11 protein-coding genes are annotated in these 12,265 nt (G+C 68.2%); 5 read left to right on the top strand and 6 right to left on the bottom strand.

Features of this window, described 5'->3' with window-relative positions; translation table 11 throughout:
* Positions 1 to 287: 287 nt before the first annotated feature.
* Positions 288 to 560, top strand: coding sequence for a helix-turn-helix domain-containing protein (locus AC07OZ_RS29345; RefSeq protein WP_495470551.1), 273 nt, complete (start codon positions 288 to 290; stop codon positions 558 to 560).
* A 74-nt stretch (positions 561 to 634) separates the two neighbouring features.
* Here AC07OZ_RS29345 and AC07OZ_RS29340 read toward each other — a convergent pair whose 3' ends face one another.
* Positions 635 to 1,069 carry a VOC family protein gene (locus AC07OZ_RS29340; RefSeq protein WP_495470550.1) on the bottom strand — a complete coding sequence of 145 codons (435 nt, stop codon included), beginning with the start codon at positions 1,067 to 1,069 and terminating at the stop codon, positions 635 to 637.
* Between the two features lie 83 nt (positions 1,070 to 1,152).
* On the opposite strand from AC07OZ_RS29340, the gene AC07OZ_RS29335 reads away from it, so the two are divergent.
* The 4 genes from AC07OZ_RS29335 to AC07OZ_RS29320 all read left to right on the top strand — a co-directional run bounded on the left by AC07OZ_RS29335 (position 1,153) and on the right by AC07OZ_RS29320 (position 6,931).
* The gene (locus tag AC07OZ_RS29335; RefSeq protein WP_495470549.1) at positions 1,153 to 2,283 is read left to right on the top strand and encodes a saccharopine dehydrogenase family protein; all 1,131 of its coding nucleotides are present in this window, start codon (positions 1,153 to 1,155) and stop codon (positions 2,281 to 2,283) included.
* A gap of 7 nt (positions 2,284 to 2,290) precedes the next feature.
* Positions 2,291 to 2,758, top strand: coding sequence for an SRPBCC family protein (locus AC07OZ_RS29330; RefSeq protein ID WP_495470548.1), 468 nt, complete (start codon positions 2,291 to 2,293; stop codon positions 2,756 to 2,758).
* 40 nt (positions 2,759 to 2,798) lie between these two features.
* Positions 2,799 to 3,431, top strand: coding sequence for an NAD-dependent epimerase/dehydratase family protein (locus tag AC07OZ_RS29325; protein ID WP_495470547.1), 633 nt, complete (start codon positions 2,799 to 2,801; stop codon positions 3,429 to 3,431).
* A 116-nt stretch (positions 3,432 to 3,547) separates the two neighbouring features.
* Positions 3,548 to 6,931 (top strand): amidohydrolase family protein, encoded by a 3,384-nt coding sequence (locus tag AC07OZ_RS29320; protein ID WP_495470546.1) that lies wholly within the window; start codon positions 3,548 to 3,550, stop codon positions 6,929 to 6,931.
* Positions 6,932 to 7,144: 213 nt separating this feature from the next.
* Here AC07OZ_RS29320 and dut read toward each other — a convergent pair whose 3' ends face one another.
* The 5 genes from dut to deoC all read right to left on the bottom strand — a co-directional run bounded on the left by dut (position 7,145) and on the right by deoC (position 12,152).
* A complete protein-coding gene (gene dut, locus AC07OZ_RS29315; protein WP_331617251.1) occupies positions 7,145 to 7,594 on the bottom strand; it encodes a dUTP diphosphatase in 450 nt (149 codons plus the stop codon).
* 60 nt (positions 7,595 to 7,654) lie between these two features.
* Positions 7,655 to 8,884: a bifunctional phosphopantothenoylcysteine decarboxylase/phosphopantothenate--cysteine ligase CoaBC gene (coaBC, locus tag AC07OZ_RS29310; RefSeq protein WP_495470545.1), complete on the bottom strand. Its 1,230-nt coding sequence runs from the start codon at positions 8,882 to 8,884 to the stop codon at positions 7,655 to 7,657.
* A 150-nt stretch (positions 8,885 to 9,034) separates the two neighbouring features.
* Positions 9,035 to 9,766 (bottom strand): tRNA (guanosine(46)-N7)-methyltransferase TrmB, encoded by a 732-nt coding sequence (trmB, locus tag AC07OZ_RS29305; RefSeq protein WP_495470544.1) that lies wholly within the window; start codon positions 9,764 to 9,766, stop codon positions 9,035 to 9,037.
* A gap of 160 nt (positions 9,767 to 9,926) precedes the next feature.
* The gene (gene deoA / locus AC07OZ_RS29300; RefSeq protein WP_495470563.1) at positions 9,927 to 11,246 is read right to left on the bottom strand and encodes a thymidine phosphorylase; all 1,320 of its coding nucleotides are present in this window, start codon (positions 11,244 to 11,246) and stop codon (positions 9,927 to 9,929) included.
* 129 nt (positions 11,247 to 11,375) lie between these two features.
* Positions 11,376 to 12,152, bottom strand: a complete 777-nt coding sequence (gene deoC, locus AC07OZ_RS29295) for a deoxyribose-phosphate aldolase (protein ID WP_495470543.1) — start codon at positions 12,150 to 12,152, stop codon at positions 11,376 to 11,378.
* Positions 12,153 to 12,265: the final 113 nt, after the last annotated feature.

Below are 12,265 nucleotides of genomic sequence, written 5' to 3'. Positions count from 1 at the left end.
CCTGGAGCGCGGTTGCCAGCCATGGCTGACAAAGACCAGCTTTTCGGGCGTTTTTGCAAGCCATGGCTTGCACCTCAGACCGAAAGGGCGCGGGCAACTACAGATCTTTGGAGGCACTGTCTGTCGTCGTGCGACAAGTCAGTTGGGCGACGAGCCATCCGCGTTTCACATCAGCCGCTGCCTGAATTTGGCGTTTTACTGATCCTGGTCAAGACTTGGCACCTGCTCAAGCTGGGCACCCCAGCGGAGGCCAACGAAAATCGATGATTTGCTCAGCGTTGCAAGGCATGCCCGATACCGCCAGCTTCCCCGAGGACATCGGACTCATTCTGAAAGCGCGCCGCGAAGCGAAAGGCCTTTCGAAGACGGCGTTGGCGGACAAGGCATTCCGAGTGCGGGAGGTGATCTATCGCCTGGAGGCTGGCGAGGAGTCCACGGTCTCCTCGCTGATGGACGTCACGCGTGCACTTGGTCTGCGCGTTCGCTTCGAGATCGCTGGCCTGCCAACGATGGAAGAACTCAGGGAGCGATTCTTGAGAGACGAAGACGATGAGCTCTGATGTCCCGCATCTTCCTTTGATTTCGTCGTCGCCCGATTCCGGTCGGATTGGCGTGCCGGGCGAGTCGCGCACCATCAGCCGAGCTGCTCCGCAAGCCCGACGATGATGCCCTCGGGACCGCGGAGATAGACGAGCCGGTACGCGGTCCCGTATTCCATCCTGCCGATGAGCGCTGCGCCATGGGTCAGCATCCGCGCGACGACCGCATCGATGTCTTCGACGGCGAACATGACGCGGCGGATTCCCAGGGCGTTCACGGGCGTGTCCACCGGCCCGAACCTCACGGCGTCCGGCGTGTGGAACTTGTCCAGCTCGATGCCCTGTCCGTCGGGCGTCCGCAGCATGGCGAGCGTGGCCCGCACGTCGCCGAGCCCGATGAGGCGCCCGATGTCGGGCCCTTGCACGTCGGTCTGCCCCTCCAGCGTCAGCCCCAGCTCGAGGAAGAAGGACTTCACCGCCTCGAGATCGTCGACAACGATCAGCACGTTGTCCATGCGCTTGAGTGTCATGGCCTTGGTTCCATTTCAACGGTGTCGCTCATTGTGAGCGCCCCGTAGACTGCGCCCTTCAACGACTCAAAGAAGACCCGGAATTGAAGACGCTGGTACTGGGAGGCTATGGGAACTTCGGTGCGCGCATCTGCCGCGCATTGGCGGGTGATCCGTCGATCGCGCTGAGGGTCGGTGGCCGCAACGCGGCCCGTGCACGGGCCCTGGCCGATGAGCTCGGATCGGGCGCCGAAGGCGTTGCCATCGATCTGGCCTCACCCGCGTTCCCGGATGAACTCCGGCGCCTCGGCGTCGAGCTGCTGATCCATACGGCGGGGCCGTTCCAGGATCAGTCCTACGACGTCGCGCAGGCTTCCGCGCGTGCCGGCGCGCACTACATCGACCTCGCCGACGGACGTCGATTCGTCTGCGATTTCCCGTCGTCGATGGATGCGGCATTCCGCGCATCGGGACGCGTCGGCATCTCCGGCGCGAGCACCGTGCCGGCCTTGTCTTCCGCCGTGGTGGAGAGGCTCACGCAGCAGTGGCGCGCCATCCGCAACATCGACATCTGCATCGCGCCGGCACAGACGGCACCGCGCGGGGAAGCGACGCTCGCCGCCGTGTTGAGCTACTGCGGCGGGCCGATCCAGGCCTGGGACGAGGGGCGTTGGCAGTCGCACCTCGGATGGGCCGATCCGGCGCGCGTCCAGTTCGCCCGCTTGCGGCCGCGCCTCGGCGCGTTGTGCGACATCCCGGATCTCGAGCTGTTCCCTTCGCGTTATGGCGTGACGAACAGAGTCATGTTTCGTGCGGCGCTCGAAGTCGGCCTCACGCAGAGGGCGATGGGTTGGCTGGCAACGCTTCGACGCCTCGGGTTGTTGAAGCAACCGTCGCGACTCGCTGCGCTGATGCAGGCCACGGCGCCTATGTTCGACTTCCTCGGCTCCGCGCTCGGCGGGATGGTCGTGCGCGTGGAAGGCGACGATCCAGCGGGTCGGCAGGTCCGAAGGGAGTGGCACATCGCCGCCGACAACGACCACGGCCCCGAGATTCCCTGCATGGCCGCGATCCTGCTGGCGCGCAAGCTGGCGCGCGGTGAAGACCTGACCCCGGGCGCTCATGTGTGCATGGGGTTGCTGGCGCTGGATGAGTTCAAGCCGGAGTTCGATCGTTGGGGCATGGTGACGGACCTTCCCGCGGAAGAGATGCTCGATGGCGCACCGGCGGTTTGAGTTCGAGATGCCGGCGCCGTCGGAAGTCGTCTTCGACGCCTTCCACTTCCACCATTGGCGCCTGCAGTGGGACTCGCTGGTCCGGGGCACGCGGGTGCAAGGCGGAGCGCCCTGCCCCTTCGTCGGCGCCGTCACCGAAAGCGAGGGGGGCGGCATGCTGCGCTACCTGTCGATGACGACGCGATTCGTGTCCTTCGACAGGCCGAACGTCGCAGCGGCCACGATGGTGGGACGTTCGTTCCCATTCAGCCGCTGGGCCGCCTCGATGCAGCACCGCGGCGAAGGGCCGGATCGCTCGTGGTTGATCTACACCTACACCTTCGAGGTCGGGCCGCGATGGCTGCGATGGCTGCTAGAACCGCCCGTCGTCTGGATGTTTGATTGGCAGACACGACGGCGTTTCGCGAGGCTGCGGGCGTACATTCAGCGCCACCGACAAGAGATCGAGCGGTGGCAGAAGCAACCGTCTTCATGACACCCCACCGCCGCTTCCGCGCGTACGAGGAGATTCGACGATGAGACTGCTGCTGCTCGGTGCCACGGGGCTGGTGGGAAGCGAGGCCCTGGCGCTCGCACTTGCCAGTGATGCGATCTCCGAAGTCATCGCGCCAACGCGCAAGCCGTTGGCGCCTGCAACCAAGCTAGTGAACCCGGTTGTGTCACGCCTGGAGGACCTGATTCCAGAGCTGGCTTCACTCAAGCCTCAAGCGGTGATCTGCGCGTTGGGAACAACGCAGGCCAAGGCCGGCTCGAAAGAGGCGTTCCGACACGTGGACCACGAGCTCCCCGTCGCCTTCGGCAAGGCCGCGCACGCCGCAGGCGCCGAGACCTTTGCTCTCGTGAGCGCGGTCGGGGCATCAGTGGATTCGCGGTTCTTCTATCCGAGGACCAAAGGGGAAGTGGAGCGGGACATCCAGGCCATCGGGTTCCGATCGCTGACGATCTGCCGACCCAGCCTCATCGGCGGCGAGCGCCAGGAAACCCGGCGCGCCGAACATGCGGCGATGGCGCTGATCCGGGTCCTGACGCCGATCCTGCCGAAGAGGTTCCGAATCAATCCGGCGGGCAGCATCGCGGCGGCGTTGCTCGGCGCGGTCAGGGAGGCAAAGCCGGGATGCCGTTGGATCTCTTCGGACGAAATGAACTGACCTCCGCGCACCCGATACGCCCTCCGCACTGCCATTCGTCATGCCCTCGCAAACCCGGTCGGGTTTGCGCGTAGTCGGCCTCTATGCTGCCGGCACTCTTCATCCCAGGGTGCCCCATGACGAACAAGATGCTCACGAAGCAGTCCTCGCTGACGAATGCTTTCACCGTCACGCCCGCCCGTGCGGGCGTGATCGCTTTCGGACTCGCGCTGCAGGCCGCCGCCTTCGCCGCTGATGCCCCCGTCGCGGCGCCCTCTCCGGCCACAGCCGCCTCGGCGCCCGCCGCGAAGTGGAACGTCAACCAGCCCCCCGGCGAGAAGAAGATCGCCAACATCGACGTGCGCACTGGCACCTGGATGTCGGTCGACGTCAGCCCCGACGGCAAGCAGATCGTCTTCGACCTGCTCGGCGACCTCTACGTGATGCCCGTCGGCGGCGGCGAGGCCAAGGCCCTCACGCACTCGATCGCGTGGGAGATGCAGCCCCGCTTCTCCCCCGACGGCAAGCAGATCGCCTTCGTCTCCGACGCTGGCGGCGGCGACAACATCTGGGTGATGAACGCCGACGGCTCCAACGCCCGCGCGATCTCGACCGAAGACTTCCGCCTGCTCAACAACCCCGTCTGGCATCCGAGCGGCAAGTACATCGCCGCCCGCAAGCACTTCACCGGCACCCGCTCGCTGGGCAGCGGCGAGATCTGGCTCTATCACGTCGACGGCGGCAAGGGCCAGCAGCTCAACGAGAAGCCGAACTGGCAGAAGGACCTCGGCGAACCCGCGCTCTCGCCCGACGGCAAGTTCCTGTACTACTCCCAGGACAGCACCCCGGGCCGCCAGTTCGAATACAACAAGGACAGCACGGGCGAGATCTTCCGCATCTACCGCCAGGACCTGACCGACGGCACCAACGAGCCCTTCGTCACCGGCCCGGGCGGCGCGATCCGGCCGACGCCCTCGCCTGACGGCAAGTACCTCGCCTTCATCCGCCGCCTGCGCGACGCCACGGGCAGCCGCACGACGCTGTTCCTCAAGGACCTGAAGACCGGCCGCGAGTCCCCCGCCTGGACCGGCATGGAGCGCGACCTGCAGGAGTCCTGGTCCGTGCACGGCGTCTATCCCGGCATCGCGTGGATGCCCGATTCCAAGCAGGTTGTCGCCTGGGCGCAGGGCAAGCTGTGGCGCATCGACCCGTTCAAGTCGAGCGCGGCCGAGATCCCGTTCCATGTGAAGGACGAGCGCCAGATCACGCCCGCGCTGCGCTTCGCGCATGAGGTCGCGCCCGCCACCTTCGACTCGAAGATGCTGCGCTGGGTCAAGGTCTCGCCGGATGGCAAACGCGTGGTGTTCTCCTCCGCCGGCTATCTCTACACGAGCGAGCTGCGCGACGGCCAGCCGGTGGGCGAAGCCCGCCGCCTCACGTCGCAGACGGAACGCTTCGAGTACTTCCCGGCGTTCTCGCGCGACGGCAAGCAGCTCGTCTACGTGAGCTGGAACGACGCGGACCAGGGCCGCGTGCGCGTGCTCGATCTGACCGGCGGCCGCGACACCATCGTCACGCCGGAACCGGGCAAGTACCTGTCGCCGGCGTTCTCGGCGGACGGCAAGACCGTCGCGTACCAGAAGGCCAAGGGCGGCTTCCTGACCTCGCCCTGGAACAGCCTGGAGCCCGGCGTCTACGTTGCCGCGGCCGATGGCAAGGGCCAACCGCGCCGCGTGACCAAGGACGGCGAGGCGCCGCAGTTCGGCGCCGACAACGACACGCTCTACGTCACGCGCAAGCAGACGACGGGCGAGGTCGATTCGAATCACCAGCTGGTCCGATTGAATCTGGTCGAGCGCAGCGAGTTCGCCGTCGCGAAGAGCGAATTCGCGACGCGCTTCACCGTCTCACCGGACGGCCAGTGGCTCGGCTTCACCGAGCGCTTCCACACCTACGTCACGCCGCTCGCCCCCGCGGGCAAGCTGCAGACGGTCGGCCCGAAGGCCGAGGCGATGCCGGTGAAGAAGCTCGACGTCAACGCGGGCGACGACCTGCAGTGGTCGGGCGACGGCAAGTCGCAGCCGTATGCGCTGCACTACGCGCTGGGCAACGAACTCTTCACCGTGCCGCTGACGCAGGCGCTGCAACCGGGCTTCAAGCCGGCGGAGCGCGGCGCGACCATCAAGCTGACGCTGACCGCCGACAAGCCCAAGGGCCGCATCGCGATCGTCGGCGCGCGCATCGTCACGATGAGCGCCAGCAAGCCGGATGAAGTGATCGAGGACGGTGCGATCCTGGTCGACGGCGACCGCATCGCGGCGATCGGTCCGCGCGCGTCGGTGACGATCCCCGCCGGGACGGAGACGATCCAGGCGGCGGGCAAGACGGTGATCCCGGGGCTGATCGACGCGCACTGGCACGGCACCATGGCCGAGAGCGAGATCGTCCCGCAGCAGAGCTGGATCAACTACGCCTCGCTGGCCTTCGGCCTGACGACGCTGCACGACCCGTCCAACCGCACCAGCGACATCTACACGCAGTCGGAGATGCAGCGCACGGGCCGCGTGGTCGGACCGCGCATCTTCTCGACGGGCACGGTGCTGTACGGCGCGAAGGCCGATTTCTCCGCGGTGATCAACAGCCTCGAGGACGCGCAGACGCATCTGAAGCGCCTGAAGTCGGCGGGCGCGATCAGCGTGAAGAGCTACAACCAGCCTCGGCGTGACCAGCGCCAGCAGGTGCTCGAAGCCGCGCGCGAGACCGGGATGATGGTCGTGCCGGAAGGCGGCTCGCTGTTCCAGCTCAACATGTCCATGGTGGTCGACGGCCATACCGGCGTGGAGCACGCGCTGCCCGTGGCCAAGGTCTATGACGACGTCAAACAGCTGTGGCCGCAGACGCAGGTCGGCTACACGCCGACGCTGAACGTCGCCTACGGCGGGCTGGATGGCGAGCACTACTGGTACGCGCACACGGACGTGTGGCGTCACCCCATCCTCAGCAAGTTCGTGCCCAAGGCCGTGCTGGAGCCGCGCAGCGTGCGTCGCGAGACGGCGCCGGAGGAGGACTTCAACGTCATCCAGGTCGCGAAGACCGCGACCGAATTGCAGCGCGCCGGCGTGTCGGTGAACATCGGCGCGCACGGCCAGCGCGAAGGGCTGGGCGCACACTGGGAGATGTGGATGATGGGCCTGGGCGGCATGAGTTCGCTGGAGGCCATCCGCACGTCGACGCTCAATCCGGCGCGTTACCTCGGCCTGGACAAGGACATCGGTTCACTGGAGCCGGGCAAGCTCGCGGACTTGGTGATCGTCGACGGTGACGTGCTGAAGGACATCCGCCAGAGCGACAAGATCAGCCAGGTCATGCAAGGTGGCCGCGTCTTCGACATCCCGTCGATGAATGAGGTCTGGCCGGCGAAGAAGGCGCGCAAGCCGTTCTTCTTCGATGGCGCCAATGCCAGCGCACCGGTGGACGCGGCGGCGGCAGGCGTTGAGGAAGGCCACGGCCACGGGGATTGACCCCGGCCGGCTGAGCGCGGGCTCTCCACGGGGCATGGGGCCTCCCTCCGGGAACCCCAAGCCCCATTCCGGCCCCACTCACGATCGCTGACTCCAGGCTGCGATTGACTAGTCCGACTTCGAGAGTCGGGCTGGAGTGGCGCTTGAGTGGCGCTTGGGTGGCGCCTGCGTCGGGCGCGGCTGAGGCGTGAGCCTTCGCCGCGGGGCGTGGGGTCAGGCCTTGCCCGTCGACCCGAAACCGCCCTCGCCGCGCGAGGATGCGTCGAAGTCGTCGACGACGCGGAAGGTGGGCTGCACCACCGGCACGATCACCATCTGCGCGATGCGCTCCATCGGCTGGATCGTGAACACGTCCTTGCCGCGGTTCCACACGCTGACCATCAGTTGACCCTGGTAGTCCGAGTCGATCAGGCCGACCAGGTTGCCCAGCACGACGCCGTGTTTGTGGCCCAGGCCCGAGCGCGGCAGGATCATCGCGGCCAGGCCCGCGTCGCCGATGTGGATCGCCAGCCCCGTGGGCACCAGCACCGTGTCGCCAGGCGCCAGCGTGATCGCTTCGTCCAGGCAGGCGCGCAGGTCCAGGCCGGCGCTGCCGGTCGTCGCGTAGGCGGGGAGCTGCTCGGCCATGCGGCGGTCGAGCACCTTCAGATCGATGGTGGTCATGGAATCAGTCGAAGAGACAGTCGAAAAGGAAATCAGCAGGTCTGAAGGTCGGCGTCGGCCTCAGGCGCCGTAGGTCGTCAGCCGCTGCGCGATCTCGCGCACGAGCTCGCGGGCCAGCGTCAGCTTGTCGGCGCGCGAGAGTTCGCGTTCGCCGCGGGCGTCGACCAGCGTCAGCGCGTTGTCGTCCTGGCCGAAGGCCGCCGGGCCGATGTTGGCCACGATCAGCGGCACGTTCTTGCGCTGGCGCTTCTCGCGCGCGTGCTTGATCAGGTCCTGGCTCTCCGCCGCGAAACCCACGCACAACGGCGGATGCGGCAGCGCGGCGACCGTCGCGAGGATGTCGGGGTTCTCCGCCAGCGTCAGCGCAGGCGCGACCGCCTCGCCGGCCTTGGCGTTCTTCTTGATCTTGTGTTCGGCGGTCTGCGCCGGGCGCCAGTCCGCGACCGCGGCCGTCGCGACGAAGACCTGGTGCGTGGCCGCGCGCGGCAGCACGGCGTCCAGCATCTCGCGCGCGCTCTGCACGTCGATGCGGGTCACGCCCAGCGGCGTCGGCAGGTGCACCGGGCCGGCAACCAGCGTCACCTCGGCGCCCGCCTCCGCCGCCGCGCGCGCGATGGCGAAACCCATCTTGCCGCTCGAACGGTTGGTGATGCCGCGCACCGGATCGATGGCCTCGTAGGTCGGCCCGGCCGTGATCAGCAGCTTGCGTCCGGCCAGCACCTTGGGCTGGAAGTGCGAGACGACGTGCTCCAGCAACTGGATCGGCTCCAGCATGCGGCCGTCGCCGACCTCGCCGCAGGCCTGGTCGCCGGATCCGACACCCAGGACCTTCGCGCCGTCCGCCTGCACCTGCGCCAGGTTGCGCTGCGTGGCCGGGTGCGCCCACATCTCGCGGTTCATCGCCGGGGCCAGCAGCAGCGCGCACTCGTGGGCCCGGCGCGCCAGCGCGGTCAGCGACAGCAGGTCGTCCGCGCGGCCCTGCGCCAGCTTGGCGATGAAGTCCGCGCTGGCGGGCGCGATCACCATCACGTCGGCTTCGCGCGTCAGGTTGATGTGCGCCATGTTGTTGTCGGGGCGCGCATCCCACTGGCTGGTGAAGACGGGGCGGTTGGACAGCGCCTGCATCGTCACCGGCGTGATGAAGGCTTCCGCGCCCTCCGTCATGATGACCTGCACCGTGGCGCCGGCCTTCACGAACAGCCGCGTCAGCTCGGCGATCTTGTAGCAGGCGATGCCGCCGGACAGGCCCAGGAGGATGTGCCGACCGGCGAGGGAGTTGGATTCGGACATAGGAGGGAACTCTACCAGCGCGACCTTGCGGCGATCCCTGAAAGGCCTTGCAGGCCCCATCGCGCCTGACCTTCGTCACGCAGGTTCCCGCCCCGACGGGCGGGGCCCGACGCACGCGTCAGCGGCGACAAAGGCCAGTGGCGCAGCGGGTCAGGCCTTGCGCTTGAACACCAGGTCCCAGACGCCGTGACCCAGCTTCAGGCCGCGGTTCTCGAACTTGGTCAGCGGGCGGTAGTCCGGCTTGTCGGCGTAGCCGTCCGCGCGGGTCGAGGTGTTCTCCAGATCCGGATCGGCGGCCAGCACCTCCAGCATCTGCTGGGCGTAGGGCTCCCAGTCGGTGGCCAGGTGCAGATAGCCGCCCGGTGCCAGGTGTTGCACCAGCTTGGCCACGAACGGCGGCTGCACCAGCCGACGCTTGTTGTGGCGCTTCTTGTGCCAGGGATCCGGGAAGTAGATGTGCACGCCGGCCAGCGAGCCCTTGGGGATCATGCTGTCCAGGACTTCGACAGCGTCGTGCTGGAAGATGCGGATGTTGGGGATGTCCTGCTCGCCGATCAGCTTGAGCAACGCGCCGACACCGGGTTCATGGACCTCGCAGCCGATGAAGTCGATGCCGGGCAGGGTCTGCGCGATCTGCGCGGTCGGCCCGCCCATGCCGAAGCCGATCTCGAAGACGACTGGCGCCTGGCGACCGAAGGTGGCTTCGTAGTCCATCGCCTCGGGCTTGAACGGCAGCACGAACTTCGGTCCGAGTTCCGCGAGCGCCTTGACCTGTCCGGTGCCCATGCGACCGGCGCGCACGACGAAGCTGCGGATGCGGGCTTTCGGATGGTTGACGCCCTCGCCTTCGGGCGAGTCGTTGGAGTCGATGGAATCGGACATGTCGCGTATCAGCGGGAATCAGGAATCGAGGGCCGGAATTCTACCGAGCCTGCTCCCTGGGGTCGTGCGGCCGGAGGGACCCGGTGCCGGCCGACCGATTTAGCGGAGCCTGCGAGCGTATGAGGGCGGCCGGTACCGGGTCCCGCAGGCGTGCTCGGTCTCAGCCGAGTTCGGCCATGACGAGCGGCGTCGGCGTCCACGACGGGGCATCGTCGAGGGTGATGGCGGCGAGCACCTGGGCGATCGCACGATCGGCCGAAGCCTCGTCGGCGGCGTGGACGAACGCGATCGGATCGCCGCCCGCGACGACATCGCCGAGCTGGGCAAAGCGATCGAGGCCGACGCGCATGTCGAGCGCATCGCCCGGCAGGCGGCGGCCGCCGCCGAGCTCGACGATGACGAGCCCCAGGTCGCGCGTGTTCATGCCGACGATGCGGCCCGCGCACGGTGCCGGAATCGGGCGCACGACCGGCGCCGACGCCAGGTAGGCCTCGGGCTTCTCAAGCAGATCCGCCGGGCCGCCGAGCGCCGCGACCATCTTCGAGAAGCGTTCCGCCGCCGCGCCGCTGTCCAGCGCCGCCTGCAGCTTCACGCGCGCCGAGGCCGTGTCCGGCGCAAGTCCGCCCAGCACCAGCATCTCGGCGCACAGCGCCAGCGTGAGCTCATGCGTGCGGGCCTCGCGCGGCCGCCGTCCGGTCAGGTAGTCGATGGCGCCGCGCACTTCCAGCGCATTGCCCACTTCCTGCCCCAGCACCTGGTTCATGTCGGTGATCAGCGCCCGCGTGCGCAGGCCCGCGCCGCCGGCCACGTCGACGATGCTCTGCGCGAGGTCGCGCCCGAACTCCGGCGTCGCCGCGAACGCGCCGTTGCCGCACTTGATGTCCATCGCCAGGCCCTGCAGCCCGGCGGCGAGCTTCTTGGACAGGATGCTCGCGGTGATCAGCGGCACGCTCTCCACCGTGGCGGTGATGTCGCGCACCGCGTAGAAGCGCTTGTCGGCCGGTGCCAGGTCGCTGGTCTGGCCGATGATGGCGCAGCCCAGCGTGCGCACGATGCGGTCGAAGTCCGCCGGTGCCGGCGTCGTCGTGTAGCCGGGAATGGCCTCGAGCTTGTCGACGGTCCCGCCCGTGTGCCCGAGGCCGCGTCCCGCGATCATCGGCACGTAGCCGCCGCAGGCCGCCACCATCGGCGCGATCATCAGGCTGAGCTTGTCGCCGACGCCGCCGCTCGAATGCTTGTCGAGCACCGGGCCCGGCATGTCGGGCCAGCTCAGCACCCGGCCGCTGTTCATCATGGCGCGCGTCAACGCGACAGCCTCGTCGCGCCCCATGCCCCGCAGGAACACCGCCATGCCGAGCGAAGCCACCTGGCCCTCGCTCCAACTGCCGTCCACCAGCCCGCGCACGAAGTGCTGGATCTGGGTCTCGTCCAGCGCGCGCCCCTCGCGCTTGGTCCGAATGATTTCCTGCGCCAGCATGATCGCCGCGTCCCTTCGATGTGTTGTCGTTATGCGCCCGCCCCTCATTGGTCGGGCGGGTCGTCGCAGCCTGCGCTCGATGAACGCTGGTCGAGCGCTCGTTGAACGCCGCTTCCGTGCAGCTTCGGCGCTTCAGTACGCGGCGCTGACGGCCGCGCTGTCCTGTCCGGCCAGGACCGCCTCGATGTCGCTCAGCAGTCCGCTCGCGCCGAAGCGCATGCGCTGCGGCGTCAGCGCGGCGGTGCCGAGCGCGTCAGCCGCCAGTTGCAGATACGCGCGGGCATCGACCACCGAACGGATGCCGCCCGACGCCTTGAAACCCGCGTTGCCAAGGCCGCTGCCAGCGATCTCGCGCAGCATCGTCGCGGCCGCTTCCGGCGTGGCCGACACCTTGGACTTGCCCGTGCTCGTCTTGACGAAGTCCGCCCCCGCCATCAGCGCCTGGCGCGTGGCCTCGGCGATGCGCGCGGTCGAGCCGAGTTCGCCCGATTCGATGATGACTTTCAGCGTCAGCGGCCGCGTCGCGTGACGGACCTCGGACAGGAACTCGCCGACCTCGGTCGACTGCCCCGCCATCAGCGCGCGGTACGGCAGCACGACGTCCACCTCCTGCGCGCCGGCCTGCGCGATCGCGCCGATCTCCGCCAGCACGCGCGGCAGATCCAGGCTGCCATCGGGGAAGTTGGCGACGGCGGCGACCCGGATGTCCTTGGGCAACGCGGCGCGCGCCTGCGCGACGAACTTCGGCCACACGCACACGGCAGCCACGTGACCCCGCTCCTGACCATGTTGTTGTGTGCCGATCGCGCGTTGGCACAGCGCCTCGATGTCGGCGGCGGTGTCGCCGTCGTTCAGGCTCGTCAGGTCCAGGCATTGCAGCGCCAGGCGCGCCGCTTGTTCGAGACTCATCTCCGACTTCATCGACTACTCCTACTGCTCTACGCGGAAGGTCGCGCACGACCGCTGCCACCCGTCGTGCCCGTGGACACGGCGGCCGTCGGGGCCTTGGCGACGCCGGCGCC

It is taken from the genome of Roseateles sp. GW821-FHT09G03, assembly GCF_059416045.1.
Note: the sequence above shows the minus strand (reverse complement) of the source record. Positions and strands in the feature narration are given on the sequence as shown.

Excerpts from the sequence above, each read along its gene's own strand:
- AC07OZ_RS29345 (WP_495470551.1), top strand. The coding sequence starts at position 288 with ATGCCCGATACCGCCAGCTTCCCCGAGGACATCGGACTCATTCTGAAA.
- AC07OZ_RS29340 (WP_495470550.1), bottom strand. The coding sequence starts at position 1,069 with ATGACACTCAAGCGCATGGACAACGTGCTGATCGTTGTCGACGATCTC.
- AC07OZ_RS29330 (WP_495470548.1), top strand. The coding sequence starts at position 2,291 with ATGCCGGCGCCGTCGGAAGTCGTCTTCGACGCCTTCCACTTCCACCAT.
- AC07OZ_RS29325 (WP_495470547.1), top strand. The coding sequence starts at position 2,799 with ATGAGACTGCTGCTGCTCGGTGCCACGGGGCTGGTGGGAAGCGAGGCC.
- AC07OZ_RS29320 (WP_495470546.1), top strand. The coding sequence starts at position 3,548 with ATGACGAACAAGATGCTCACGAAGCAGTCCTCGCTGACGAATGCTTTC.
- dut (WP_331617251.1), bottom strand. The coding sequence starts at position 7,594 with ATGACCACCATCGATCTGAAGGTGCTCGACCGCCGCATGGCCGAGCAG.
- coaBC (WP_495470545.1), bottom strand. The coding sequence starts at position 8,884 with ATGTCCGAATCCAACTCCCTCGCCGGTCGGCACATCCTCCTGGGCCTG.
- trmB (WP_495470544.1), bottom strand. The coding sequence starts at position 9,766 with ATGTCCGATTCCATCGACTCCAACGACTCGCCCGAAGGCGAGGGCGTC.
- deoC (WP_495470543.1), bottom strand. The coding sequence starts at position 12,152 with ATGAGTCTCGAACAAGCGGCGCGCCTGGCGCTGCAATGCCTGGACCTG.